The sequence below is a fragment of the Thioclava sp. PTB-PU3-1 genome (assembly GCF_055666785.1).
In genome coordinates this window covers 478,663-504,984 of record NZ_JBVNVL010000002.1, presented here as the reverse complement: position 1 = coordinate 504,984, position 26,322 = coordinate 478,663, and the positions used below count along the sequence as shown (strand labels likewise).

Below are 26,322 nucleotides of genomic sequence, written 5' to 3'. Positions count from 1 at the left end.
GAGTTATCCGGCTTTATCTATCCAAAGGTCATGCAATGCCTCGAAGATTAGCCTGAGGCTTTCTTTAAGAGCAATGAAATCCACCCATATTTCAGGATCTTCGAGGGGCGTCTTGCCAAAGCTGGCTTTCGCGCCATCCCGAAATCGAAAGGCCATGGATTTCGGATCTAGCAATGCGAACTGATGGAGGAAATCCGACAGGGCGAGGATCTCTTCGACATCATATTTCTTGGCGAGACGGTCGCGCAGGATGTCGATGAGATAGTCGATATGATGCCGGGTCTTTCCCTTTTCCCGGCGCCCCTCCCAATCTGGCACCAAGCCCTTGAGATACAGTTCCAATGTATGACGCGCGAGATAGAGCGCTGGAAAGCAAGCTTCGGGCTCATCGAGTCTCTCCAGCGCGAAATCGACTGCGTTCAGTGTCAGGAGCCCGTAATTAGCTGCGAGTGCCCGGGCGTCAGCGGTTTCTTCCCGGCCATGATTGACAAGCAGAAACCCGGGGAACTGCTCTTGCGAGCCATCTTGATCCTGAAAGACGCGACCGAAAGGTAGCTCTACAGTCATAGCGCGTCTTCGACCTGCTTTTCGGCATCATGGATACGGAGTTCGCCGGACATGAGGCGGGGGAGAAGGGTGTCGCGGAGGGCGGCGAGGTTGCGAGACTCTCCCGTCAGATTTCGTATGCGGCTGTCTATCGGATCAGTGATCTTTTCAAAGCTGTCGCGCAGAGGTTGCGGGACGTCAGTAATCGAGAGACCGAGCAACTGTTTCTTGTTGATGGCCCCGAATACGGTGCCGTCGGCATCGTATGACAAAAGTTCCGCAGATAGAGACCACATCGCGTAGTAACCGAATGCCTTTCGCCCAAATTTCTCCCGAAGCGAGGCCACTCCCCTCCCAATACAGCTACGCTCCCATGCCTTATTCAAATCGCCTACAGGGGCTCGAACACTGAGCAATACACTATCGGCCTCGGCAATTCTTGACGGCTCAGAACAGAATTTGCGGTTCTCTGGATATCTGAAGCCAAAGTCCGTTCGCCCTTGGAAGAATGGCAAACCCTCTTCATCATCATTGTAGGTATTTCCCGGCGGGGATTGCCCCATCACGACATCGAAAACGTCATTAACGGTGCTCATCTCCCACCCCTTGGGCAGGCCGTCGGGGCCGAAGCTGTCGGGGAAGAGGGCGGCGGTGGTGGGGGCCATGTGGGCGGGGGGCTGGCCGAGGGCGCGGGCGTGGACGGGATCGAAATCCACGAACCAGGACCGATAGAGCGCCCGCGCCATCTCCTCCAGCGTCGCGCTCATCCGGCGGTTCAGCTCGATCTTGTCGTCAAGTGCTTGGAGGATGTCCGCAATGCGTTTCTGTTCCGCAGCAGGAGGTAGGCAGATGTGAAACGCTTTCAGCTCCGGATAGTAGATGGTCTGGTGTGTCGACCCGTAGGAGAAACGAGAGAAAGATTCCCGTTCAGCGAGCAGCGCAAATTTCAGGAAACGGTAATCAAGCTTCTCAGAGCAAACCCAATTTGCGAAATCCTGACTGGTTGCCATGGGTTCGCCCATGACAACGACATACCCGACAGACGCCGTTCTCGAGAGGCAGACCGTGTTGACAGGCAACACCCTTGCTGCCGAATTTGCGATACCGAGATCGTTAGTATGCTGAATCGTCTCATGGATTGTCCGGCCATGATTTCCAGTTGCGTCCTTGATGCCGATCCAAGGTATCTCGCCGCCCCAGTATTCGGGCTTCCTACGACTCGGCGTGTGCCCCGATTCCAATCGGGCGACTTCTGTTAGAGCAGTCCATCGCCAACCCTCTGGCGTAGCCGTGCCCGGGTTGCCAACGCCGAGGACATACTGTCCTTCAATAACGCCTGTTGTCGCTTCCCTGCCTCCAGTTTTCCGAGCCATTACAGCAGTTCTCCGAGCCGGGCCTCGATCTCCTGCTCCAGACGCCTTCCCTCTGCAAACTGTGCCCGGAGCTCCGCCGTCAACCGATCGAACTTCTCCTCGAAAGGCTCGCCGTCCTCCTCGGCGGTGCCAGCGCCGACGTAGCGCCCGGGGGTCAGCACATAGTTGTGCTTTGCTATCTCGTGAATGGAGGCCGCCTTGCAGAATCCCGGCTCATCAGCATAGGCGCCCGCGTCCGGCTCTCCACGCCAGGCATGGTAGGCGGTGGAGATGCGCGCGATCTCCTCGCGCGACAGCTCCTTCTGCTTGCGCGAGCCGGGCACTAGCGCGCCCATCTTGCGGGCGTCGATGAACAGCACCTCGCCGCGCCGGTCGCGCAACTTGGCGTCCTTGGCGATGCCGTTCGACTTGTCCTTCGCCAAGATCCAGATGCAGGCCGGAATCTGCGTGCCGTAGAACAGCTGCCCCGGCAGCGCGATCATGGCGTCCACCGCGCCGCCCTCGACCATGGCGCGGCGGATGTCGCCTTCGCCGCTCGACATAGACGACATCGAGCCGTTCGCCATGACCACGCCCGCGATGCCGGTGCTGCCCAGCTTGTCGTAGATGTGCTGCATCCAGGCGAAGTTCGCATTGCCGACCGGCGGCGTGCCGAATTTCCAGCGCCGGTCTTCGGCCAGGATATCGCCCGACCAGTCCGAGATATTGAAGGGCGGGTTCGCCATGACGAAGTCGAACTTCTCGTCCGGGAAGGCGTCACGGAGGAGCGTGCCCTCGGCGTTCCACTGGATATTGGCGACGATGCCCCGGATCGCGAGGTTCATGCGCGCAAGGCCATAGGTGGTGTGGTTGCGCTCTTGCCCGTAGATAGCGAGGTCGGCGCGGCGGCCTGAATGATGCTCGAGGAAGCGCTCGGACTGCACCATGAAGGAGCCCGAGCCGCAGCATGGCTCGTAGAGGCGGCCCTTCATCGGCTCTATCATATCGACGATCAATTCGACCACGGGTTTCGGCGTGTGAAAATCACCGCCGCGCTTGCCCTCGTTGCTGGCGAACTCCGAGATGAAATACTCGTAGATCCGACCGATCAGATCAAAATCCTTCGGCGTGCCGTCGAACTTGATGTTGGAAAACAGGTCGATCAGCCCGGTGACTATGGCAGGATCGAGCGCCTCGCGGCCGAAGACCTTGGGAAGCGCGCCCTTGAGCTGCTCGTTCTCGGCCTCGATCGCACGCATCGCGTTGTCGACCTGGACGCCGATCTTCGGGTCTTTCGCATTTGCGGAAAGCGTTTTCCAACGTGCCGGTTCGGGCACCCAGAAGATACCGTCGGCAAGATATTCATCGACATCCTCGGCTATCTCCTGGCCCTCGGGCAGAAGCTCGTCATATTTGCGCTGAAACGCGACGCCGATATAGCGCAGGAACAGCAGGCCGAGCGCCACATGCTTGTATTCGCCCGGATCCATCGACCCGCGCATTTTGTCCGCGGCCGCAAATAGCGTGGTCTCGATCGACATGAGCCCCTCCCCTTTGGCGCTGCCCGCCAATGCACTGTTTTCTTTTGTCGATTGATGCCCTGTGGAAGTGGGCTTGGCAACCTGAACGCGAGCTTTTTGGGGAGAATGTGACCTCACCCGGGGGCAAGAAAACTGTGGTCTAACAGTTGCCTATGTAAAATCCGGAATTCGTGTCCCCAACACTTCCGTATCTTCCCGAGCCGCTTTCAGGAGAAAAGCGAGCATCGCAAACGAAAGGAACTGATATGTCGAAATCGAAACCCATGACCATGTCGGCAGTCAAACGCATTCAATCGGCCGAATCCAAGTCGAACGGTGGCCAGACGGCCAAAGGCAGCTTCACGACGCGTGCGTTGGCTGCCGCGGCAGCCAATGCCGCAAAACCGTCGCCGAAGAAATGAAATACTTGGGGTGGCGGCGTTGTCGTCACCCCTTTGCACAGACAAGCGCCATGACCTATTCAAGCGACAAGGACATTGATCGGCTCGTCCGGCAGGAATTGCGCAACGGAGCGAGATACGCGCGCGGCTCCAAGCACGGGAAACTCATTCTACCCTGCGGGGCCAGAGTCGTTTTCTCTCGGAGCCCCAGCGATCGACGCGCCTTTCAAAATTTTCGCAGACAGATCCGCCGCTCAAGAATTCAACCAGAGACAATTTCGACCGGAGAATTTGCATGACCCGTGATCTTACGCCAATCCCCCAACCGTCGGAGATCGTCGCCTTCCTGGTTCGAAATCTCTCTCATGTGGACGATCAGGCAAATCCGGACCTGAAGAAGCGCCTGCAGAGAATGCGCACGGGGAGGCCGCTCTCGGTCGACGTCGCGATGGATATTCTCGACGACAAGTTGACGCGCTTTCGAGCTGCCAATGGTAACAACGCCAGTTGGGACCATGACATTCGCTCAGCACTTAAAGGCTATATCGAGCTTTGTTTGCACCTCGATTGCGCCGCGATCCCTGCACTCGTCATTCGTCAACTTTTCGATCGGATCGCCGCTGGTTTCTTCTTCGAACTGTTCGATGCCACACTCCAAGGGATGGGTGTCTCTGCAGAGGAAATTCTCGGACGACCGGCCACGGCGACAGCAGTGCTTTGGCAATCACGTCTGAAAGACGGCAACCCGAGCGTTCTCGCGCGAGAACTAAGCGAAATCAAAGGCCTCCATCGTGAAGGCGAGCATTGGGACCGCCTTCTGCGAGGATGGATAGCGTCGAAGCATAAGATGCGAACGGACACGATCTTGCGGCTCATGGAGCACTGGGATCAACGCTTCGGTCGCGCTCTGCTCCTCGCTCGTCTTTACGAAAACTACTGTAAACTCGCGATCGTAGACCAAAGCCAGCACGCGCGTGAACAAGCGCTACCGATCGATCTAATTCGCACCCGACACGAGATCGAGAGCCTTCTTGCGAAAAGGTATGCAGAGCACTGCGAGTTTTCACCTAGCTTACGATCCGTCGCAAATACTGTGAACTTTCTCACTAATCCAAAGCGCCCCAAAAATCCCGGCGATGCGCTGAAAGCGGAGGACTGCTTTATTGTTCTTGACCAAGAGCTTGCAGGGCATCCACGCATGATCGAATTGGAAGCGATACGGGGACTCTATTTGGCGCAAGTGGGATCGATCGAGGGTGCAATCAACGCCTTCGAAACTGCCGCGAAATGCTTCCTGTTTCGGAGTTCAGAACGGTTTAAGATCTGCCTCCGCCACCTATTGATCTTGGCGGCAGTAGATGATCGAAAAATGACGATAAACCGATGGACTCCTTGGGCCGACACTCTTGAGCTTAATGTGTCCGTGTCCGACCTGCGCGCAGCGTTCGATCATGAATTTCCGTATCCGTTCCCGGAAGCGAAGCAATTCGGCAAAGCGAAGCCGCTCAAAAGATACAATCTCAAATTTGATAAGTGGCGTATACGGACACAAGAAGGCTGAAAGAAAATCGGATACAGGCTATCGGCGGTAGCCCCAGTTTCCAAAACCTCCGTTCTAGCGGGTGAGGCGTGGGTCGTTCATTGCAGTAACTCATAGAGGCGCTAAACTGTGGCCCTGTTTGCTTAGACCGCCCCGCCCTCGAACGAGCGCCGCGACGCCGATGGCCGGCCAGCGCGTTTCTATATCGGCCTGATCGCCGAGTTCGACGCCGTCACCCGCGGCTTCACCCTGAAACCCGGCGCTGCCGAGGCGATCACGGCAATGTGACACCAACACCCGACACTCTCGGCTAAGACACTCATATGCCTTTACAAAACCGCGTCACCCCTTTCGGCCAGATTGTCACCTCCCCCGCGCGGGGAACGCTCATGGGCAATCGCGGTATCCTCCATGACGACGCTCAGATCGTCCGAAAGACCCACGCGCATCAGAACTGGGTCAGCTGCGTCCTGTCGTTCAATGGGAAAAAGCGCACGCTTATGGCGCCGCGCAGCTATACCGAGATGTTCTTTCTCGACGAAGCGACCGCGCTCGCCGCCGGACACCGCCCCTGCGCCACCTGTCGGCGCGACCGCTATCGCATCTTTACCGCGCTTTGGGCGCAGGTCCACGGCGCCCCCCATGCGGGCACGCCCCTGCCCAAAGAGATCGACAAGACACTGCACGCGGCGCGCATCAAGCGCGGCGAGAAAGTGACCTTTCAAGCCGATTTCGAGACCTTGCCCGATGGCGTGATCGTCGAAAGCGCGGGAGACCCTCACCTGAAATGGCGCGGCAAAGCATTTGCCTGGAGCCTCGACGGTTATGCGCAGTTGCCCACCGTTCTCATCGGGCAGGTCACGGTGCTGACGCCCGAGCCGCTGACTGCGGTGCTGCAGGCGGGATATGCCCCCGAGACCCATCCAAGTCTGCCGGTTTAGTTTACCCTTCATTCAGCTCAGGCGCCTGCCACCGCGATCAGCCGCCCTAATGCATTTCCGGAGATCACGCTTCCCTCTGCGAATGCATGCTCAGGCCCGACCGGCGCTCGAGCGCCGCACTTACACTGACAATTTGTGGAATCTCCACTCTGCGCGGAACGAATACAGGGAGACTGCCCCAGTCTCAGCCGCGTGACACCATCCTGAGGGTCTTTGAGCGGGTGAAGGCGAACTTCCGGGCAACCTCCCCGCGCCCCTTCTTAGAAAAACTGCGTCATGTCCAATACATAATCCTCTCGCGACAACTCGCGCACCCATTTTGAGGCATATTTCGTTAATCGTGAAATAACCTATTGCGCCAGGCGCAAGGCGTGGATACAACAATCACAAGATCACTTTTGTTGGAATCTGACCATGAAGAAGTCTCACCGTGAATACCGCCAGCTTTGCGACGCCGAAGGCGTGAACCTTCTCGGCATCGAGCCGCGCGGGCGCCACCTCGCGCTGCAGTTCGAAAGAGGTTTTATCATCGCGGCGTCCACACCCTCGGACCATCGCGCGCGTCTCAACCTGCGCGCCCAGATCCGCCGCCTGCACGCTTGAAGGAAAAGAAGACATGAACACGACTGTGCTTCCCGAAAACATGACCGCAGAAGTTCGCCGCGAGGCCTGGTTCCACAATGAACTGACTGGATATCAGAGTGCCAATTGGGACTATGGGGACGAACTTCTCGAACTGCTTGCGGAGCGGTTCAAGGTGATCGAGCTGCTGCTTGGAAAGAGCAACGTCGCCCCCCATCTTTTTGCCGCGCTGCCCGGTCCCGACATTGAGGGGAACACCTGGGAAGAGGCTTTCGAGACCTACTTGCCGTCCGTGACACTCTCTTGGGACGGCGCGAAGCTTCTCGATAATGCCGGGATCTACGGCCTCTACGGTGTCACCCCGGCCGCCATCGCCCTGACTGAGCGTGCAGCCTGGATCGAAGATCTTGCCACCCGCCTCGAGCAGTTTCGCACTCTGGTGAAGCCCGAGCCTCAGCGCGTGATTACGCGCATTATCAATCTCGCACTCTCACGCCGAGCCATCGACAATGCCGAGGGCGAGGTCGATCTGATGTCTCTTGCGATCTTCGGGGGGGTTACCGAAGGACGGATCCGCAACATCCTCTCGAGCAGCGACAGTGGGCTTGAAAAGGTCGGGCAGCAAGTCACCGCGCCGAGCGCGGCTGCATGGCTCAAGGGTCGGAAGGACTTCTTCGCGTCTATCTGGCAGCAGCCTGATGAAGCGGAACCCCAGGCGCCGAGCCTCGACTTCTCGGATGATGTTGTGTTCGTGCCGCTTGCTGCGGACGGCAGCTATTTCCATCCTGGCCTTGCTCGTTCGGGCAAGTTCACGATTGGAGGCAAGGGGGAAGAGGTCCAGATCGAGGGCTTCGATCCCGCGCTTGCCGCTTTGCAGAAGATGGCGACCCCGCGCTGGCGGCGCCCCAACGAAAATGAGAATTGGGGCATCGTCTCGGGACGCGACTGGAAGCGCATCGAACGTCGCCACCTGATGGCAAACTGATCGAGGTCAGGATCATGGAATACACTCCCGAATACCTTCTCGCGGCTCTTATGAACGCTGAGCCGCGTCCTACCGCCCAAGCTCCAAGTGACGCGCGCGGACTCTACGGACTCGTCGACCACTTCGGCACGCTTCGCTACATCGGATCAACCAGTTCCGCGGCGGAAACGCTTTACAAGCGGATTCACCGGCGCCATCGCACCGGCTCTGAAGACGCCAGTCATTACTTCTCGCGGATGTATAACACCGGGCGGATGTGGCGCGATCGGAAGGCGCCCGAAACGGCGGAAGCCAATCTCGCGAAGGCTGTGCGCAATGCTTTCATCGCAGATCACTGCAAGGCTGTGTGGGTAACGCTGCCCGACAGCGCACCAATCGCGGCGCTCGAGAGGGAGGTTCTCGCGATTGCACCGAAGGAAGCGATCGCGTGGAACCAGCGCGGCATGACCACTTACGAGGAGCCCGCCGCTCTTGTCGATCTGACAATTCAGCGCTTGGGCCTCGATGCAAGGTCCTGCGCCGCGCTGGAACGGCAGCGGGAATTGTTCGAGGCAGGCGCCAAGCAGCCTGCAGCGAAGACGTCGCGTCCGCAGAGCCGCAGCGTGCCGAAGTTCCCGGCCGGGCCGTTTCGTTTCTTCGCCCTCGACGTAGAGACGGCGAACCATGATCGCGCGAGCATCTGTCAGATCGGCGTGGCCTGCGTGCGTGCCGATGACACGATCGAGACTTGGGTAACCCATGTCGACCCGCAGACTACGACATGGCGTTTCACCGATTTGCACGGGATCAGCGCTCGGACCGTCTTGGGAGCCCCGCTTTTCCGGGAAATACTTCCCATCTTGGCCGAAGCATTGGCGGGGGCGACGGTCTATCAGCACTCAGGGTTCGATCGTAGCGCCGTTGCCGCGGCCTGCTCGAATGCCTGCCTCGAATTGCCGAATTGGCATTGGCGGGACAGCGTTCAGGTAGCCCGCGCTGCCTGGCCCGAACTGCGTGGGAACGGCGGCCATGGCCTGGGAAATCTCAAGCAGCATCTCGGACTGAATTTCGAGCATCATGACGCAGGCGAAGACGCGCGTGCCGCGGCAGAGGTTGTTCTGCTTGCGGAGGGTCGCCAGGCGAAGCGGTCGGGGTCACCCGCACAGATCAAATCTGTGCAGGATTTCGAAGACGACTTCGATCTTTTCGAAGATAGCGATGACGATACTACAGCGGTGGTGGCACCACCCCAGCTCCACGGTTCACATGACGCGATCATCGCGCCCGATCCCTCCAAGACTCTGGTAATCGGACACAGCGTGCTCACTCAGGGCAACCTCACTCACAACCACATCTATCTCAGGTCGTTCTTTGACGCGTTCCCACAGGACGCCATCGGCGGGTCGAGCAAGGCCCTTGCGGCTAAACGCGAGATCTTGGTCGACTGGGGGAGCCATGCGCCGATCTCAACCGATCTGGACGGGCAGAAGAAGTTCTTCCGCGCGCGCGGCTGGATTCGGGAGTTCTTCGCGAAGAACGATGCAAAGCCCGGCGACGTGGTGCTCGTCGAAGAGGTCGCCCCCTATCGGTATCGCGTTTCAGTCAGGCGCTGATCCGGAGCATTCGCCGATATCCGGAAACTTGAACGGGACCGGCATACTGCCGATCCCGGCCGCCCCCAAGCGAGACACACAACTTCAATTCAAACCGAATTTTGTCACCGCTCGATTGACACCACGTCCATATGTTATTAACATATTGAAATGAAAGCACAAAATCCTACCGCCCCAGCCACTTTTCTCAGTAGAACTGAATTGTTTTAGGTTTCTCTGGCCGCTCAGGCCGTGAGATCGTCGTCTGCTTGGCTTGGTAACAGGCGGCGGCGACGCGACGTCTCCAGAGCTGCGCTCTCTCGACCCAAACGACGGCCACAAATCGCAGCCCCCTTCGCTCGAGGACGGACGGCTTCACTTCGCCGCCGGAATCACGCTGACCAACTATTCCAACCGGACCTTCATGTGGTCGCGCCGAACAACAGCTCGAACGCGTTTTCACAATTGAAAACGGCGCCGTTTTGGTGGCGCATGTCGGTCATCTAAGGGGAGGAGGAGGCGGTGACCTCAGGGAGGAGGAGAGAGGCCACCGCCAATTTCCGAGGCTCAGGGAGGAGGAGAGAGCCTCAGGAACTGTTGCAACGATTTGCTCGATGCGTTGAAATCTTTTTCGCACAAATGCTGCGCCGCAGAAACAGCTTATTCGACATAGCCGCGCTGCGCCTTCCGCATAGCTGACGGCGGATCACGATCCGTGCTGCGGGGCACTGACCTCGGCAGACAGGCCCGGAGCCAGTCGCTTGGCCTGCGGCTGATCGGGGTCGATCGCGATCCGTACCGGCACGCGCTGCGCGATCTTGGTGAAATTGCCCGTCGCATTGGAGCCCGACAGCAGGCTGAACTGCCCTGCCGTCGCGGGCGAGAACCGCTCGATATGGCCTTTGAATTGCGTCTTGCCCAGCGCGTCGACGGTGAAAGTCACCGGCTCGCCCATCTGCAGCCCCGCAAGCTGGGTCTCCTTGTAATTCGCGATCAGCCAGAGATCGGAGGGCACGAGCGACACCAGCGTCGATCCGGCGCTGACGAATTTGCCGACTCGCGCCGAGACCTGGCCCAGTCGCCCATCCTCGGGCGCACGGATCACCGCGTGATCGAGCGCCACCTGTGCCGCATCCAGCGCGGCCTGGGCCGCATCGGTTTTCGCTGCGAGCGAGCGTTTGTTCAACTGCGCCGTCTGCACCGCCTGCTCGGCCACGTCGATGGCGCTTTGCGCCTCCTGTACGCCCGCCTTCGCCTGATCGAGCGTAAGCTGCGCCTGATCGGCATCCGATTGCGAGACATAGCTTTTCTTCGTCAGTTTTGACGCCCGGTCGCGCGCGGTCTGCGCCGTGGCTTGAGCTGCTTTCGCCGAGGCGAGCGAAGCCTGCTTAGCCTCGAGCGTCGCCTTCGCCGAATTCACCGCCTGCGCCCCGTTCGACTGCGCGGCCTTCGCCGTCTCGAGCGCAGCCTGCGCCTGCTCCACCGCCGCTTTCAGCGCGCGATCGTCGAGACGCACCAGCACGTCGCCTTTCTTGACCTCTTCGAAATCACTGACCGGCACCGCCGTGACCTCGGCCGCGACCTGTGCAGAGATCGGCGTAACTTTGCCCTGCAGATAGGCATTGTCGGTCCAAGCGACGTCAGAACGGAACGGCGGCAGGCGCCATGCATAGAGCACGGTCGCGACACCGGCGAGCGCGATGAGAAGGATCAGGGCGGAAGCGAGATAGCGGCGGGTCTGTGACATCGGATCAACTCGTAGAAACAGGGGTGGAGGGCGTGAGGCGCAGGCGCGGGAGGGGCCAGCTTCGGTGCAGGGCGACATGGGCGATCAGCCCGGCCAAGGCCGCCAGCGCGAACCAGAACACGGCGCGGAACGCATCGTCATAGGCGAGAATAGTGGCCTGCTGCTGCACCGTAGAGGCGACGGAAGACAGCGCGGCCCCTGCCCGCGCCCCGGCATCCGCAGTCTGGCTGCCCAGCGATGCGGCACTCTGCGCGAGGGTCTGGCTCAACATCGGGTTGTCGGCCGATATCTGCGGCGAAAGCTGCGCCATGTGATAGGCGGTGCGGTCGACCACCAAGCTCCGGAACAGACCGGAGCCGATAACCCCGCCGATGGATTGCGTGGCCAGAAACAGCACGACGAAGCTCAGCAGGTAGTGCGGCCCCTTCGCGAAGGCAGCTCCCAACCCTTTCGCCATCGCTGGCGGCAGGAACAGGATACCGGCAAAGCCGATCATCGCTTGGCTAAGATACATCTGCTCGGGCCCGGTGAGCGCGGTCGATTGCGAGTCGAGCCACGCCCCTGCCGCGATCAACACCAGCGCGATCCCGTGGAACAGCGGCGCGCGCGCTCCGCTATTGGTCAGCATCAGGACACCGGTCGCGGCCAGCATCGACAGCGCGATGATCCCGAACAGCAGTTGCTCCTGCCCGGGCTGCAGCCCCATCGTGCGCAGGAAACCGACGGCGCCCGCGCTTTGTTCGGCCAGCGCGATACGGAACACCAGCAGGGTCCCCGCCAGATGCAGGATCGGCGGGCTCAGCAACCAATGAAAATCGATCAGAGGATTGGCCCGCTGCATTTCGATCAGCACCGCGCCCGCGACCATCACGATCGCAGCGACGAGCGCCACGCCCAGCCATTCGGTCTGCGTCCAGTAGTCGAGCGCACCGAACATGAAGACGCTGGTGAATGCACCGAAGCCAACCGCGAGCAGCGTGAAAGAGACGAAATCGAGCGGCTTGAGAACCTTTTGCAGCGGGCGCGGCGTCAGTGGCAGCGCGAAGATCAGTGCCAGCGCCACCAGCGCCATGCCCATCTGGAACAGGCTCACCGCGTGCCAACTGGCATTCGCGGTGAGTTCGGGCAGCAGCACCCGCGCCAAGGGCCTGCCCACCATGATCATCGTCAGGACAGCGGGGATCGCGACCTTGAGGCGCTGAGCGGCGGGAATGGCCTCCAGCATGTAAAGAAAGCCGAGGCTCGACAACGGGGCTGCGGCGCAGCCGCTCAGGAAGGCCACGATGACCGCGGAATGCAGATCGTCCACCCAGAGATTGAGCACCATCGCCAGCACGAAGCAGACGATCCCGACCTCGGCGAAGCGGCGCAGGCCGAACTGGTCGCGGATGCGGATCAGCATCAGCGGCATCGAGGCGCGCGGTGCCATGAAGGCCGCCATCACCCAATAGGTGTGGTTCGTGGTGGCGTGCAAATCGCCCGCAAGCTGCGGCAGGTTGGCCGAGACGAAGCCGGTGGCAAGCGATTGCGACAGCGCCACGAAGACGGCGGCGCTGGCATAGACGAGCCGCTTGGGCGTGGAATGGTCAGGCTCCGCAGGCGCGGCGGGCTGGGGCGCGGTCTCCGTCTCGGCGGTCTCAGCCTCTGCGGCCTCGTTCTGCGCGATCTCGGCGTCGTTGACCGGAGCCGCCTCGGGCCGCACGCGCTCGCGCGGCGATACCGGTTCGGCGGCCGTCGGACGCGCATCCGGGCCGTTGATGTCGCGAATCTGGGAATTCATTGGCCGCGCATCCTTTCGAGATTGGCCTGCATCCGCTCCATCGTCTTGCGGGCGCGGGCGACCTCGTCGGCGTCGATGCCGTCGTAGAGCTTCGCGCGAAGCGCCTCGACGAAGGTCTCGATCTCGGAGGCATTTGCGCGGGCATGTTCGGTGAGGAAAGTCTGGCGGACGCGTTTGTCGTCGGGATCGGCGCGGCGCTCCACGAAATCGAGCTTTTCCAGCCCGTCGAGCGTCCGGTTCAGCGTCGGCGTCTCAATCGCCAGCGTCTCGGCCAGCTGCGTTTGGTTCAGCCCCTCGTCGCGGGAGATCGCAAGGATCGCCTGCGCCCGCGCGAAGGTCAGCCCCATGTCCCGCGCCTGCGCGTCGAACATCGCGCGCACCGACCGCGCCAGCAGCATCATCGTGCGCGTCAACTCGGCACGGTCGCGGCGGGCGGCTTCGGTGGGTGCGGATGTAATGGCGGCGCGGTCGGACATGGGGGCCTCGGGAATAAAGTTAGCCTGCTAACGTTTTCATCCCATCCCACATATCCTCTGGGTCGCGAGGATCAACACAGGCAGCCCGCACAGGGGGCCGTGCGAAATTGCGAAAGCCCCCGGATCGCGCCGTGCATTCAGCGCGAGCGCTCAGGCGGAAAGCAAGGTCACAAGCCCGAGACCTGCGCCGACCAGCATGACGAGCGACAGCGTCACCGTCGCGATCACACGCGGCCCGGCGGCTGCCACCGCCCGCGCATCGACGCCAAGCCCCAGTGCCGCCATCGCGATCACCGTCAGGATGGACGCCCCCTGCCCCATCGGCGCGAGAGCCACCTCCGGCAGCGCCCCGGCAGAGCGCAGCACGATCATCCCGAGAAACCCGAGGATAAAGAGCGACGGCATCAGCCCGCGCCGCACACGTCCCTCCGGCGTGACAGAGCGCCCGTCCACCGGCAGATGCGGCGCGAGAAGCGACAGAACCACCGTGATTGGCCCCAGCATCAGGACTCGCACCAGCTTCACCAGCGTGCCGAGCTGAATCGCTGCGGCCCCCATCGGCGCTGCGGCAGCCAGAACCTGCGGCACCGCGTAGACGGTGATCCCCGACAGGATGCCATAGCCATGCACGCTCATCCCCGCGACATGGCCGACGACCGGCAGCAGCAGAACCACCGCGACGCCTAGCACGGCGGTGAACGCGATTGCGGCACTGACATCGTCGCTGTCGGCGTCGATCACCGGGGCGACGGCGGCGATGGCGGAATTGCCGCAGATACCGTTGCCGCAGGCGATCAGAAGCGCCATGCGGGCCGGTAGGCGCAGGGCCCGCCCCAGCAAGTAGGCGGCGGGCACCATCAGCGCGACCACCGCGACGATGCCCCCCAGTAGGCCCGGCCCGACCGATAGAAGCGTCTGCGCACTCACCGAAGCGCCAAGCAACACGATCGCGATCTCCAGCACCGTCTTGGCCGCGAAACGGATGCCGGCATCGAAACGCGCAGGCGGCGTCCAGAGGGAGCGCACCACCGCACCGATGAGGATCGCCAACACCAGCGGTTCCAGCCATGCCGCGCCGAACAGCGCGTGCTCAGCCAAACCGCCCAAGGCCGCGAGCGCGGCGACAGCGGCGCTTAGCGCAAGCCCCGGCGCGAAGGCGCGAAGCGCAAGCCGCGGGCGGGAAAGGCTGCAGGCAAGGGTCGAATGGTGCGGCACGGCGGCCTCCTCTCGGTCGGGTCTTGTCCTGTAATTGTCCGCACCAATTCATTCTTCAAACGAAATGTTTTTGTCGATATGATCGCTTTTGTCGATCGATAGAGCCGGAGACACGCATGACCCCCGAACAACTCCGCGTTTTCGTCGCGGTCGCGGAAGAGCAGCACATGACCCGCGCCGCCGCCCGGCTGAACATGACGCAATCGACGGCCTCCGCCGCCATCGCGGCGCTCGAGGCGCGTCATGAGATCGCGCTGTTCGACCGGATCGGACGGGGAATTTCGCTGACCGAGGAAGGCCGGGCCTTTCTGCCCGAGGCGCGCGCGGTGCTGGCACGGTTTGCCGAGGCGGAGGCGATGCTTGCAGAGACCCGCGGCCTCGAACGCGGGCATATCCGCCTGATCGCCAGCCAGACCATCGCGGGCTACTGGCTGCCGCCCTACCTTGCCGCTTTTCGGCAAGCGCGTCCGGGGATCGAGGTGACGCTGGAAATCGGCAACACGCAGGAGGCGGCGGAACGCCTGCGCGCGGGCCTGCACGATCTCGCGCTGGTCGAGGGCGATGTCGAGGATGCGAAGCTGGAGCGGGTTCAGATCGGGGCGGATCGGCTGATGCTGGTCAGCGCCGCGCCGCCCCCCGGCAAGCTGGATGCGCGCGCGCTGAGCGCGGCGAGTTGGGTGCTGCGCGAGCCGGGCTCTGGCACGCGCTCTACCGCGGAAACGGCCCTTGCCGATCTTGGCGTTGCGCCGGGCGCGCTCTCAGCGGCGCTGGTCCTGCCCTCGAACGAGGCGGTGCTGAGCGCGGTCGAGGCAGGGGCCGGGATCACCATACTCTCGGCCCATGTCGTCGCGCGGTCACTGAGCCTTGGAACGGTCCGGGACTGGGATTTGCACCTCGCGCCACGGCCCTTCTATGCGCTGCGTCACCGCGACCACCATGTCAGCCACGCCACCCGCGACCTGCTGGCACGGATCGATCAGTCCCAGCTCGACGATCTCACTCTGACGGAATGAACCAATTCGCGAGCTTCGCCTCGATCTCCGAGGGAAGCGCAGGCTTCGGGCAGACAGCCGCGCCGGGATACCGCTCGCGCAGCTGATTGGCCTCGGCATGGCCGGAATGGAACAGGAGCGGTACGCCCGCCTTGTGAAGATGATCGGCCAGCTCGTAGACTTCGCCATCGGCCAGCATCACGTCGAGGATCGCAGCGCCCGGGAGACGCTCGCGGACCAGGTCCAGCCCCGCGCGCACGGTGGCGCACGGCCCCCAGACCTCCATCCCGAGATCCTCGAGCATGAACTGAAGATCAAGCGCGACGACGGCTTCATCTTCGACAAGGAGCACCTCGCTCGGTGCTTTCTCAGTCAGCGTCGCCATCGATTTCATGCGCGAAGATAATCCTGTTGCAACGGCTTTCCGGTGTCTGACGCGTGTCGACCCGCGCCGATATCTGGCTTGCGGAAATATCGACCAACGTCGAGCCGAAGCCCTGTTTGTTCGTGTCGAGTTGCAACGCTTCACGGTACCGCTCGTTCCACGAAAGTATCACGGTATCGTCGTTTTCCATCGACCATGTGATCTCGAGATCACCCTCTCGCGGCCCCAATACCCCATATTTAGCGGCATTGGTGCTCCATTCGTGGAAAATCAGCGCAAGAGCCGTCAGGTGATGCGTCGGCACATCAACCTCCGGCCCATCGATCAGGAAGTTCGACGGGTCGTCATAGGGGGCCAGAGTCGTCTCGATCACCTCGCGCAGCGGGATCGCCGCACCAGAGGTGCGAGTGCGGGCCAGATCATGCGAGCGCGCAAGCGCGTTGATCCGCTGGCCGACATCCTCGACCAACTCGCGCGGGCTGGCCGCCGAACGCCCCGCGATGCGCAGCATGCCCGAGACGATGGAGAACAGGTTCTTCACCCGGTGGTTCATCTCGCGCAGCATCAGCTCGCGCATCTGCGCCGCCTCTTCATCGGCGGTGATGTCGACGCTGAGCCCCAGCAGGCGGTGCTCCTTGCCTTCGCCCATCATCCGGCCCGTCGCGCGCAGATGGCGCTTCGTGCCGGAGGGGAGGTCGAGCTCGTAGTCGACTTCCAGTTCAGAACCGTTGTCGCGGGCCTCGCGCACCGCCTGTTCGACACGGGCACGGTCATGCTCTGCGACACGTTCGAAGAACCGCGCGATCGGATAGGTACCGGCCGCGTCGAGTTCGAAGAAGGCGGCGACGGATTCGTCGATTTCAACGTCTCCGCTCGGCTCGATAATCGACCAGACCCCGATCTGCGCGATCTCCAGCGCAAGTTGCAGCCGCTCGCCCTTCTGCGTCAGCTCGGTCTCGAGGCGCAGTGCCTCGGTGATATCGGTGAAGACGAGCGTCGCCCCTTCGACATCGCCGCGCGAATTCAGATACGGCGTCGCGGAGAGCGACCAGACCTTGCCCAGTTCGGTGGACTTGACCCGGCGCGGCCGCGGCAATTCGCCTTCAAGGATCGTATTAATCAATTCGATCATCACCTCGGGCGTGTCGAGCAGGTTCTGAATGTCGTCGAGCGGACGTCCGCGATCGCTGCCGCGCAGGCGGATCATCTCGCTCGCGCCATCGGTGAAGTTGCGCAGGCGCTGCTTGCGATCGACCGTCACCAGCGCATGCAGCTTGGAATCGAAGATGTTGCGCAGATCGGCATTCGCGGTCGAAAGCTCCTCGACCTTGGTCTTGAGTTCGTCATTGACCGTCGCGAGCTCTTCGTTCGTCGATTGCAACTCCTCGTTCATCGACATCATTTCCTCGTTCGAGGATTTCAGCTCTTCGTTGGCGGTCTCCAGCTCTTCGACCGTCGTGCGCAGGCGGTTGCGGGTCGCGCGCAACTCGGCCTCGAGCACCTGCACATGGCTTTCCGACGGCGCGATCTCGTCGAAATCATATTCGTCCAACGCTTCGAACGGGCCACGGTCGCGGAAAACGATCAGCAGCGTATCGTCGGAGAGCGGATCGGCCAGCACATCGACACGCTGCCGCCCGGTTTCCGAGATCACTTCGACGTCGCGCACGATCTTGCGCGTGCCAAGCTCCGCCGACTCGCGGATCACCGCAGAGAGCGCCTCGCGCAGGCCCGCGCGCGCGAGCGATTGTGCATAGCCCTGCCCGGTCTCGGACGGGTCGATCTCAAGATACTTGCCCAAGCGCCCCGTGGCGGCGAGGATCGCCCCGTCGCGATCGACATTCAGCGTCGCGGGCGCATAAAGATCGAGGATACGATTACTGGCCAAGGTCGTGTTCCAGTCTTTGGTTCTTCTGTCAGTCGTCTTCGGTCGGAGTGGCGCAAGTCGCGCATGAGGGTCGGAGCGCATCGGCAGTTCGGTCGGATAAGGAGACCGGGGCCCTATGCTGCGGAAGATGCGCATCGCGCCATCTATGGGATCGAAAAGTTCCTCATGCCGCCCGATCGTCTCGGATGGGCCGAGGAAGAGAACGCCGCCCGGATTGAGCGCGTAATGGAAGATCGGCAGTGCCCGCGCCTGCAACTTCTCTCCGAAATAGATCAGCAGATTGCGGCACGACACCAGATCGAGCCGCGAGAACGGCGGGTCCTTGATCAGCGAATGCGGCGAGAAGCGCACCCGGTCACGCAGCGCGGCGGTGATCTGGAAATTGCCCTCACGCCCGATCGTGTAGAGATCGCGGTACCTTTCGGGCAGGTCAAGCAGGACCGAGACCGGATAGCGCCCCTCACGCGCGATCGCGAGCATCCGCTCGTCGATATCGGTGGCGAAGATCTGAAAATCGATCTCCTTGCCGCTCGCATGGATCGCCCGGTCGATGAGCATCGCCAGCGTGTAGGCTTCCTCGCCACTCGAACAACCCGGCACCCAGATGCGCAGCGCGCCGCCATCGTCGGCGCTCTCGACCATCGGCTTGATCGCCGTCTCGTTCAGCGCTTCGAAATGCGCGCTGTCCCGGAAGAATCGGGTGACGTTGATCAGCAGGTCGCCCAGCAGCGCCAGAGGCTCGTCTTCTTCGCGTTCGAGCCGTTCGAGATATTCGCGCGGGTGCAGAATACCCACGACCTGCATCCGGCGCTGGATCCGACGCTCGAGGGTCGAGCGCTTGTATTGCGCGAAGTCATGCCCCGTCAGACGGTTCAGCGCCGCGCAAATCTCATCCAGCGTGCCGGAGACCGGCGGTGCCGTGTTCACCTGATCCGGGTCGACATTGCGGAACTCGGTGATGCGCGCGATCACGTCGGAGGGCGCGCTGACCACATCGACCATCCCGGTCGCGACAGCCGAATTCGGCATGGAATCGTAGCGCGCGGTGGCATCCTGCGCGATGCAGAAGCCGCCATGCTCCTTCACCGCCCGCAGCCCGACAGAGCCATCCGTGCCGGTGCCCGACAGGATCACGCAGACCGCGCGGCGCCCGAGATCCTGGCCCAGCGACACGAAGAAATCGTCGATCGGACGGCGCAGACCGCGGGGTTGGGCGAATTCCGAAAGCTTCAGGCGCCCGTTCTCGACCTCCAGCCCGTAACCCGGCGGGATCGTGTAGACATGCCCGGCCTCCAGCTTCGCGCCATCTTCGGCCTGAAGCACTTCGAGCGAAGTCGACCGGCCGAGCAATTCCGCCAGAAGCGACTCGTGGTTCGGATCGAGATGCTGAACCACGACATAGGCGCTGGGGTCATCCACCCGCGCGGGCTCCAGAAGGTCGCGAAGCGCTTCAAGCCCACCAGCGGAGGCGCCGATGCCGACAACGTATAGATCCTCGGGGGCGTCCGTCACTGCACGGCCCGCCGATCCGCGCAGCGCGCGTCCAAAAGGGCGCGGCCTGCGCGCCCTTCTCTATAGTTCTCTTTGCAGTTCATCCGGAGATCGGTGTCACTAGCCTCAGGGCCCTGCAATAACATTTGACATAGTACTGAACACATAACCGTGGCCGCAGCCATTCTTAGCCCTCGCGGTAGATAATCGTGGCCATTGTGGAGAGGCTCTCCGACAGAACCTTGGCAGAGCCGATCATCGCGAGACCGAAACCGCGCGACATCGCGGCGAGATCGTCGGCATTGCGCAGCAGGCTCTCGTCATGCGCAGCGATATCGACCTTCACGTTCTGACGTTCCGCCGCGGAAGTGAGGTCGAACTGCGACCCGAGGAACAAGCGCGTATCGCCGCTGGGTTCGCGCAGGCGCGTCATGAAGACGAAATTCTGGAAGGTTTCGCCATTCGCGCGACTGTTGGTGACGCGGAAACGGCCCGCGGAAATTTCTTCGTCGTTGATGAACTCCCGCATCGCAGAGCGTTCTTCCTCGGTTGCGGCCCCAGCCTGCAGGAAGCGACAGTTCTGCCCCAGCACCTCTTCAGCGGAATAGCCGGTCAGATTGAGAAACGCCTGATTCACGTAGACGAGCGGCACATCATCCCGATCAGCCGCGGCAATGGTCAGCGCGACATTCGACTTGTCGCAATAGCTGACCAGCGCATCTGGCAGTTCGTAATCTGTGTAAACGGGCATGAAGCCTCCGCTGCGTTTGAGAAAACAAGATTGATCATTGCGCGGAAAAGTCCAGCGCGCGAGGCGAAATACCACCGATAACCGATTTGAAGGGGGGGATGGTACCGCCTCCCCGGCTTGAACGGGGGACCTCTGGATCCACAATCCAGCGCTCTAACCAACTGAGCTAAGGCGGCACTGGCGCGGGATTTAGCCCCCTCGCGCGCGGAATGCAAGTGTCCGATGACGAGAAATTCGCACCAAGTCTTGCCTGCGCACGTCGCGGGGGTTAGGTGCATTTTCCATCCAACCTCTCAGGAGTTTTCGATGAGCATCGACAAGGAAAGCGACATCTCCGCGAATCTGCAAATCGGCCCGACCTCGCTCGGAATGGTGCGGATCTATGTCGAGGGCGAAGGCGTCGAGCTGCCGCTCGATTTCGATCCCGACGAGGCGATGGAAATCGCCGAAGAACTGCAGGCAGCCGCCGAAGCCGCGCGCGAAATGAGCAAAGGCGGCAAGGGCAAAAAGCGCTGAGCCTCAAAATCCGGGCGGTATCGCGCCCGGATCGCACAGCCGTTGCAACCGCCGCGCCGACGCGCGCGCGAAATCGAGCGTCAGCGCCTTGCGCCGCGCCGGCGCAAGCTTGGACAGCGGCGCCTCGCGGATCATCTCGGCCCCGTAGCCATCCGCGATGAACAACCCCGTCCCCTCGGGCAGAAGATCCGTGGGGAAATCCTGGTCCACCGCCCAGAAATAGCGGTCGCACCACTCCAGGTAGCCGTCCCATTTCCGATCCGAGGTGAAATCGGCGCGGCTCGACTTGCACTCCACGATCCAGATTTCGCCCTTCCGGTCGATCGCCATCAGATCGGCGCGCAGCCTTGGGCGCAGCACCATTTCCGGCAAACTATCGAGCCCCAGCTCGGACAGCGCGCGGGCCGTACCACGCGCGAGCACCTGTCCCGGCTGAAGTTCGGAAAGCGGAATCTGCGTCATGCGGGAAAACATGAACGAAGTGTGAACAAAAGTCCAGCCGTCCGGCACGCGCCCCTTCCCCGCCGCACCTAGGACGCTAGAGTGGCGCTGTTCATTCTCCCCCTTGTCGGAACCCGATTTCACCCCTATCTGGGGGGCTGACGGTTACTGCTCTTTCTGTGAAAGACCCTTTTCCAGTGGCCTATACCATTCCTGAGGGAGCTGGCTCTGCCGGGGTCCTGGCCTCGGTATCTGGCGCCCACCTGACTTTTCAGGTCTCCGGGAACTCTCGTCTACACGTCTGCTGCGGTTTCCGTCACTCCATCCATCGCAAGACAGCAAAAAGCCCCGCCGGATCGGTCGGGGCTTTTGTCGTCTCGGGACGTGGATGCGTTCAGCGGCGAAGCTGCATCTGCTGGCGCGACTTGGGCGTATCGACCGGAACCGGGATCGCCAGATGCTCGGCCGCCATATCGGTGGGGATGCCGTCGCGTTTGCCGCCGCCGGAGCTGTCGTCATCCTCGGCCATGCGCATGACCGCGATCGCGAATTGCACACCGGAGAAGACGATCGTGTTGAACACGACCAGCAGCGCCATCGCGATGTAGCCGATATCGGACGTGAAAATCAGGTGGCGCAGATTGCCGACATTGAAGCCGAGAAGAAGGCCAACGAAGGCGAGCGCGATGAAGAAGCCGATGACGACGTTCTTGATGTAGAGCCGGACCAGTTCGGGCATAAAAAATCCTCCTGCTTACCTCACAATCTAGTGCATATTCCCAAGTTTCAAACAGGGAAACGGGCGGCGAAGGCGAGATAAGCGGGCGTTTGCCCGTGGCATGGTGTCGCGAGTGAGCGCGCTCAGAACGCGTCGGGCTGCAGCGCGCGCGCCATGTGATCGAGCACCGCGTTGACGAATTTCGGCTCTTTGCCTTCGGGGAAGAATGCGCGGGCCACATCGACGAACTCGGTGATGACGACACGCGGGGGTGTCGCGGGGGTGATCAGCTCGGCCCCGGCGGCGCGGAAAAGCGCGCGCAGCACCGGGTCGATCCGGTCGATCGGCCATTTCGCCACCAGCGCGCGGTCGGTCGCCTGGTCAATCTTCGCCTGCCAGGTCACCGCATCGTCGATCAGACGGCGGAACAGGTCGAGATTGCCCTCGGCCATTTCGGTGCCGTCCTCATCCACGGCGCCAAAGCGGAAATTCTCGAACTCGCGGCGCACCTTGTCGGCACCCTGCCCGGCCGCTTCCATCTGAAAAAGCGCCTGAACCGCGTAAAGACGCGAGGCGGATTTCATCTGGCGCTTCTCCTCTTGGGTGAGCTTGCGCGGTTTCGGTGCGTCTTGGGGCGCGTCGGAGGAGGCGTCGTCGGTCATGCGTTGTTCGATCCGTCAGTGTCGCCGGCGATACGGAAGGATTCGGCGGGTTTGAACCCGATACCCTTCGTCCGGCGCGCCCATTTGCGCGACAATGAGATGAGATGCAAGGCCGCAGCCGCCGCACCGCCACCTTTGTTTTGATCGGCAGGGTCGGCGCGCACGGCCGCCTGCTCGTAATTTTCGACCGTCAGAATGCCGTTGCCGATGCAAATCCCCTCGAGCCCCATCAGCGTCAGCCCGCGCGAGCTGTCGTTGCAGACGGTGTCGTAATGGGTGGTCTCGCCACGGATCACGCAGCCAAGCGCCACGAACCCGTCGTAATCGGCCATGCGCGCCGCCATCGCGATCGCGGTCGGGATTTCCAAAGCGCCGGGCACCTCGATCACATCGACATGGGCGCCCGCTTCTTCGGCCGTGGCTTTCGCACCCGCGATCAGATTATCCGCGATATCCTTATAATACGGCGCGACCACGATCAGCAGCCGCGGCGCGCTGTCGAATTTCGGCAGGTCGAGCGTGTAATGCGAGGTTCCGGCCATGTCTTACTCCGTAATGGGTCGGGTGCCGACGATGCGCAGGCCATAAGCGTCGAGGCCCACATATTTCGTCTGCGGATTGTCGGTGAGAAGGATCATGTCATGCAGCCCCATCGAGGACAGGATCTGCGAGCCCAGACCGATCTGCTTGATCGTGCGCGGCCCCTGATCCTCTTCGCGCAGAAGGCGGTTAGACGGGTCGCGGAACAGGCAGACGAGGCCACGACCTTCCTCGGCCACGATCTCCATAGCGCGACGCACTTCGTCGGCGGGACCGGGGCCGATGCCCAGCACGTCGTCGAGAATGTTGAGCGAGTGGGTGCGCACCAGAACCGGCTCGGGCGTTGAAATGTCGCCCTTCACCAGAACGATGTGATCGACGCCCTCGGCCATATCGGTGAAGACACGCATCTCCCACTCACCGCCATGGCTCGACGTGACCATCTGGCGCAGGCCCTCGCGCACGAGATTGTCGTGACGGCGGCGATAGGCGATCAGATCCGAGATCGTGCCGATCTTCAGCCCGTGTTTCTTGCCGAACTCGATCAGCCCCGGCAGGCGCAGCATGTGACCGTCATCGCCCATGATCTCACAAATCACGCCGGCGGGCTTGAGCCCTGCGAGGCGCGCCACATCCACGGCAGCTTCGGTATGGCCCGCGCGCACCAGCACCCCGCCGTCGCGCGCCCGCAGCGGGAAGATGTGGCCGGGCGAAGCGATATCTTGCGGGCCTTTGCTCGGGTCGATTGCCACCTTGATCGTCTGCGCCCGGTCATGGGCGGAAATCCCGGTGGTGATATTCTCGCGCGCCTCGATCGAGACGGTGAAGGCCGTCTCGTGGCGCATCGAATTGGCGCGCACCATCGGTGCGAGGCCCAGCTGATCGACGCGATCCGAGGTGAGCGGCAGGCAGATCAGCCCGCGCCCGTAGGTCGCCATGAAGTTCACCGCCTCGGGGGTGCATTTCTCGGCGGGAATATACAGATCGCCCTCGTTCTCGCGATCCTCGTGATCGACGAGGATCACCATGCGCCCGGCCTTCGCCTCAGCGATAATGTCCTCAGCGGGCGCGATCACGTGGCGCAGGCTTTCCTCGACCTCACCGGGCACGTCATGGGTGCCGGATTTGTCGACCGGGGTCAGTGGTTTGCCGTCAGTGGTCATGCGTTCCACTCCTGCAGCCGCGCGACATAGCGCGCGAGCGTGTCGATCTCGAGGTTTATCCGGTCGCCCGCCTTGGCATGGCCCCAGTTGGTGACCTGCTTGGTATGCGGGATGATGTTGACGCCGAAGCTCGCGCCATCGACCTCGTTCACGGTCAGCGAGGTGCCGTTCAGCGCGACCGAGCCTTTCGGCGCGATGTATTTCGCCAGAGCTTCCGGCGCGCGGAAGGTGAAGCGCGTGCTGTCGCCCTCATCCACCATCGCCACGATCTCGGCCACGCCATCGACATGGCCCGACACGATGTGACCGCCCAGCTCGTCGCCCACTTTCAGCGCGCGTTCGAGATTGATCTTTTGGCCCACCTGCCAGCCGCCGCTGGCATCGTTGCCGCGACCGCCGATATTCGTCTTGGCCTGGCTCTCGGCGGAGATTTCCACGTCGAACCAGTTTTTCGGCTCTGTGCCGGTTGCGATCACAGTCAAGCAGCAGCCGTCGCAGGCAATCGACGCGCCCAGCTCGATGCTGCCCACGTCATAGCTTGTGCCGATCCGCGCGCGCAGATCGCCGCGCTGCTCCAGCTCCAGAATTTCTCCGATATCGGTTACGATCCCGGTGAACATGGCATATCCCCTCAGATTTCGGACCTTAGCTAGCCCGCAGGGCGCGCCTTCGCAAGAGATGAGCGCCTCGCCGTCCCGTCACACTCTGCGCAGCCCCGCACAGTGCCTGCCCTAAAATTGTCCAATATTTAAGGGATTACCCCACAAACTCCGTGACTTCGCGCGCATCCTGCGCAATCACGGATGCAGGCCAAGGACCCACGACTGGATGAACCGTTTCGAAAATCGCCACTTCCTGATGCTGCAGGGGCCCCACGGCCCCTTCTTTCATCAGCTCGGCGCGATGCTGCGACAGGCGGGGGCGACGGTCTGGCGCGTGGGCTTCAATCGCGGGGATGAGGTCTTCTGGTTCGACCGCGCCTCCTACCTGCGTTTCGACGCCCCTCCGGAGGATTGGGCCGATCACCTGCGCGACCTGATCGCCGAGAAAGGCATCACCGATCTCGTGCTCTATGGCGACACCCGCCCGATCCATGCGCAGGCCGTCGAGGTCGCGAAGGCGATGGGCCTGTGCGTGCATGTCTTCGAAGAGGGGTACGTCCGCCCCTATTGGGTCACCTACGAGCGCGGCGGCTCGAATGGGCATTCCCGGCTGATGGAAATGTCGGTGGCGCAGATGCGCACCGCGCTTGCCCAGTCCGAAATCGAGTTTCCCGACGCGCCGCCCCGCTGGGGCGATATGCGCCACCACGTTTTCTACGGCGCGCTCTACCATTTCTTCGTGATGCTCCGCCCCGGCCCCTATCGCCGCTTCCGGCCGCATCGCGACATCACGGTGTTTCAGGAATTCCGCCTCTGGCTGCGCCGCCTGCTGCTGATGCCGCTGCATATGCTGGAGCGCAAACGCGCGACGCGACGCATCCGGCATGGCGGCTTCCCCTATCATCTCGTGCTGCTGCAGCTCGAACACGACTCCAGCTTCCGGATGCATTCACCTTTCACCAGCCAGACCGAGTTCATCGATCTGGTGATGGAGAATTTCGCGAAAGGCGCGCCGCCCCATCATCACCTCGTCTTCAAGGCCCATCCGCTCGAAGACGGGCGCGCCCCGATACGCGAAACGATCCGCAAGGCCGCCCGCGCGCATGGGTTGGCGTCGCGCGTGCATTTCGTGCGCGGCGGCAAGCTGGCGGGGCTTCTGGCGCAGGCGCGCTCCGCCGTCACGGTGAATTCGACCGCCGCGCAGCAGGCGCTTTGGCGCGGGCTGCCGCTGAAATCGCTGGGCCGCGCGATCTTCGACAAGCCGGAATTCACCTCTGCGCAACCGCTCGAGGCCTTCTTCGCAAGCCCGGCCCGCCCCGACAGCCGCGCCTATCGCGACTACCGTCACTACCTGCTGGAAACGAGCCAGGTTCCGGGCGGCTTCTACTCCGCGCGCGGACGCCGCGCCCTGCTGCGACAGGTGGTCGACATGATGCTGGCCGCCGAAGATCCCTATGATGCGCTGGTCGCAGGCAACGCGGCCCCACGGCAACAGTTGCAGGTGGTACGATAATTTT

At 62.1% G+C, this 26,322-nt stretch carries 25 protein-coding genes and 1 tRNA gene; 9 read left to right on the top strand and 17 right to left on the bottom strand.

Going from position 1 to position 26,322, the window contains the following annotated elements; all coding sequences use genetic code 11:
- Positions 1 to 3: 3 nt before the first annotated feature.
- The 3 genes from ACZ7GB_RS07885 to ACZ7GB_RS07875 are packed head-to-tail and all read right to left on the bottom strand — an operon-like array spanning position 4 to position 3,439.
- Positions 4 to 567 carry a hypothetical protein gene (locus ACZ7GB_RS07885; RefSeq protein WP_472158180.1) on the bottom strand — a complete coding sequence of 188 codons (564 nt, stop codon included), beginning with the start codon at positions 565 to 567 and terminating at the stop codon, positions 4 to 6.
- Positions 564 to 1,919, bottom strand: a complete 1,356-nt coding sequence (locus ACZ7GB_RS07880) for a restriction endonuclease subunit S (RefSeq protein WP_472158179.1) — start codon at positions 1,917 to 1,919, stop codon at positions 564 to 566. The genes ACZ7GB_RS07885 and ACZ7GB_RS07880 overlap by 4 nt, the downstream gene beginning before the upstream one ends.
- Positions 1,919 to 3,439: a type I restriction-modification system subunit M gene (locus ACZ7GB_RS07875; RefSeq protein ID WP_472158177.1), complete on the bottom strand. Its 1,521-nt coding sequence runs from the start codon at positions 3,437 to 3,439 to the stop codon at positions 1,919 to 1,921. The genes ACZ7GB_RS07880 and ACZ7GB_RS07875 overlap by 1 nt, the downstream gene beginning before the upstream one ends.
- A 245-nt stretch (positions 3,440 to 3,684) precedes the next feature.
- Here ACZ7GB_RS07875 and ACZ7GB_RS07870 point away from each other — a divergent pair, with 245 nt between their 5' ends.
- The 6 genes from ACZ7GB_RS07870 to ACZ7GB_RS07845 all read left to right on the top strand — a co-directional run bounded on the left by ACZ7GB_RS07870 (position 3,685) and on the right by ACZ7GB_RS07845 (position 9,459).
- On the top strand, positions 3,685 to 3,840 hold the full coding sequence (locus ACZ7GB_RS07870; RefSeq protein WP_472158176.1) for a hypothetical protein: 156 nt from the start codon (positions 3,685 to 3,687) through the stop codon (positions 3,838 to 3,840).
- 274 nt (positions 3,841 to 4,114) lie between these two features.
- The gene (locus ACZ7GB_RS07865; protein ID WP_472158175.1) at positions 4,115 to 5,380 is read left to right on the top strand and encodes a hypothetical protein; all 1,266 of its coding nucleotides are present in this window, start codon (positions 4,115 to 4,117) and stop codon (positions 5,378 to 5,380) included.
- A gap of 368 nt (positions 5,381 to 5,748) precedes the next feature.
- The gene (locus tag ACZ7GB_RS07860; RefSeq protein WP_472158173.1) at positions 5,749 to 6,300 is read left to right on the top strand and encodes a hypothetical protein; all 552 of its coding nucleotides are present in this window, start codon (positions 5,749 to 5,751) and stop codon (positions 6,298 to 6,300) included.
- A gap of 414 nt (positions 6,301 to 6,714) precedes the next feature.
- The gene (locus tag ACZ7GB_RS07855) at positions 6,715 to 6,903 is read left to right on the top strand and encodes a hypothetical protein (protein ID WP_472158171.1); all 189 of its coding nucleotides are present in this window, start codon (positions 6,715 to 6,717) and stop codon (positions 6,901 to 6,903) included.
- Between the two features lie 13 nt (positions 6,904 to 6,916).
- A complete protein-coding gene (locus ACZ7GB_RS07850; protein ID WP_472158170.1) occupies positions 6,917 to 7,867 on the top strand; it encodes a hypothetical protein in 951 nt (316 codons plus the stop codon).
- A 14-nt stretch (positions 7,868 to 7,881) separates the two neighbouring features.
- A complete protein-coding gene (locus tag ACZ7GB_RS07845) occupies positions 7,882 to 9,459 on the top strand; it encodes an exonuclease domain-containing protein (protein ID WP_472158169.1) in 1,578 nt (525 codons plus the stop codon).
- Between the two features lie 685 nt (positions 9,460 to 10,144).
- Here ACZ7GB_RS07845 and ACZ7GB_RS07840 read toward each other — a convergent pair.
- From ACZ7GB_RS07840 to ACZ7GB_RS07825, 4 genes are all read right to left on the bottom strand, one after another.
- Complete coding sequence (locus ACZ7GB_RS07840) at positions 10,145 to 11,185, bottom strand: HlyD family secretion protein (protein WP_078600010.1); 1,041 nt, start codon at positions 11,183 to 11,185, stop codon at positions 10,145 to 10,147.
- 4 nt (positions 11,186 to 11,189) lie between these two features.
- Complete coding sequence (locus ACZ7GB_RS07835) at positions 11,190 to 12,965, bottom strand: MFS transporter (RefSeq protein WP_472158167.1); 1,776 nt, start codon at positions 12,963 to 12,965, stop codon at positions 11,190 to 11,192.
- Positions 12,962 to 13,441 carry a MarR family winged helix-turn-helix transcriptional regulator gene (locus ACZ7GB_RS07830; protein ID WP_472158166.1) on the bottom strand — a complete coding sequence of 160 codons (480 nt, stop codon included), beginning with the start codon at positions 13,439 to 13,441 and terminating at the stop codon, positions 12,962 to 12,964. Before ACZ7GB_RS07830 ends, ACZ7GB_RS07835 begins: the two co-directional genes overlap by 4 nt.
- A 150-nt stretch (positions 13,442 to 13,591) precedes the next feature.
- Complete coding sequence (locus ACZ7GB_RS07825; protein ID WP_472158165.1) at positions 13,592 to 14,656, bottom strand: YeiH family protein; 1,065 nt, start codon at positions 14,654 to 14,656, stop codon at positions 13,592 to 13,594.
- 116 nt (positions 14,657 to 14,772) lie between these two features.
- On the opposite strand from ACZ7GB_RS07825, the gene ACZ7GB_RS07820 reads away from it, so the two are divergent.
- Positions 14,773 to 15,669 carry a LysR substrate-binding domain-containing protein gene (locus ACZ7GB_RS07820; protein WP_472158164.1) on the top strand — a complete coding sequence of 299 codons (897 nt, stop codon included), beginning with the start codon at positions 14,773 to 14,775 and terminating at the stop codon, positions 15,667 to 15,669.
- Here the strand turns inward: ACZ7GB_RS07820 and ACZ7GB_RS07815 are convergent.
- The 4 genes from ACZ7GB_RS07815 to ACZ7GB_RS07800 form a co-directional block, all read right to left on the bottom strand.
- Complete coding sequence (locus tag ACZ7GB_RS07815) at positions 15,653 to 16,042, bottom strand: response regulator (protein ID WP_208409738.1); 390 nt, start codon at positions 16,040 to 16,042, stop codon at positions 15,653 to 15,655. The two genes, ACZ7GB_RS07820 and ACZ7GB_RS07815, sit on opposite strands and share 17 nt — an antisense overlap.
- Entirely contained in the window at positions 16,017 to 19,433 is a 3,417-nt protein-coding gene (locus tag ACZ7GB_RS07810; protein ID WP_472158163.1) for a CheR family methyltransferase, read from the bottom strand. Before ACZ7GB_RS07810 ends, ACZ7GB_RS07815 begins: the two co-directional genes overlap by 26 nt.
- A 166-nt stretch (positions 19,434 to 19,599) precedes the next feature.
- Entirely contained in the window at positions 19,600 to 20,163 is a 564-nt protein-coding gene (locus tag ACZ7GB_RS07805) for a PAS domain-containing protein (RefSeq protein WP_472158162.1), read from the bottom strand.
- 99 nt (positions 20,164 to 20,262) lie between these two features.
- Positions 20,263 to 20,339: transfer RNA gene (locus ACZ7GB_RS07800), tRNA-His, on the bottom strand.
- A gap of 130 nt (positions 20,340 to 20,469) precedes the next feature.
- Between ACZ7GB_RS07800 and ACZ7GB_RS07795 the strand changes: the two genes are divergently transcribed.
- On the top strand, positions 20,470 to 20,679 hold the full coding sequence (locus tag ACZ7GB_RS07795) for a DUF6324 family protein (protein ID WP_078520339.1): 210 nt from the start codon (positions 20,470 to 20,472) through the stop codon (positions 20,677 to 20,679).
- Between the two features lie 3 nt (positions 20,680 to 20,682).
- Here ACZ7GB_RS07795 and ACZ7GB_RS07790 read toward each other — a convergent pair whose 3' ends face one another.
- The 6 genes from ACZ7GB_RS07790 to ACZ7GB_RS07765 all read right to left on the bottom strand — a co-directional run bounded on the left by ACZ7GB_RS07790 (position 20,683) and on the right by ACZ7GB_RS07765 (position 24,823).
- On the bottom strand, positions 20,683 to 21,141 hold the full coding sequence (locus ACZ7GB_RS07790; protein WP_078549754.1) for an MmcB family DNA repair protein: 459 nt from the start codon (positions 21,139 to 21,141) through the stop codon (positions 20,683 to 20,685).
- 373 nt (positions 21,142 to 21,514) lie between these two features.
- Positions 21,515 to 21,859 (bottom strand): hypothetical protein, encoded by a 345-nt coding sequence (locus ACZ7GB_RS07785; protein ID WP_078541924.1) that lies wholly within the window; start codon positions 21,857 to 21,859, stop codon positions 21,515 to 21,517.
- Positions 21,860 to 21,981: 122 nt separating this feature from the next.
- Entirely contained in the window at positions 21,982 to 22,500 is a 519-nt protein-coding gene (nusB, locus tag ACZ7GB_RS07780; protein ID WP_078520341.1) for a transcription antitermination factor NusB, read from the bottom strand.
- Positions 22,497 to 23,042 carry a 6,7-dimethyl-8-ribityllumazine synthase gene (locus ACZ7GB_RS07775; RefSeq protein WP_472158161.1) on the bottom strand — a complete coding sequence of 182 codons (546 nt, stop codon included), beginning with the start codon at positions 23,040 to 23,042 and terminating at the stop codon, positions 22,497 to 22,499. Before ACZ7GB_RS07775 ends, nusB begins: the two co-directional genes overlap by 4 nt.
- Before the next feature lie 3 nt (positions 23,043 to 23,045).
- Positions 23,046 to 24,203: a 3,4-dihydroxy-2-butanone-4-phosphate synthase gene (gene ribB, locus ACZ7GB_RS07770; protein ID WP_078520343.1), complete on the bottom strand. Its 1,158-nt coding sequence runs from the start codon at positions 24,201 to 24,203 to the stop codon at positions 23,046 to 23,048.
- Complete coding sequence (locus ACZ7GB_RS07765; protein ID WP_078548165.1) at positions 24,200 to 24,823, bottom strand: riboflavin synthase; 624 nt, start codon at positions 24,821 to 24,823, stop codon at positions 24,200 to 24,202. Before ACZ7GB_RS07765 ends, ribB begins: the two co-directional genes overlap by 4 nt.
- A gap of 208 nt (positions 24,824 to 25,031) precedes the next feature.
- On the opposite strand from ACZ7GB_RS07765, the gene ACZ7GB_RS07760 reads away from it, so the two are divergent.
- Positions 25,032 to 26,318 carry a capsule biosynthesis protein gene (locus ACZ7GB_RS07760; protein ID WP_472158160.1) on the top strand — a complete coding sequence of 429 codons (1,287 nt, stop codon included), beginning with the start codon at positions 25,032 to 25,034 and terminating at the stop codon, positions 26,316 to 26,318.
- Positions 26,319 to 26,322 lie beyond the last annotated feature (4 nt).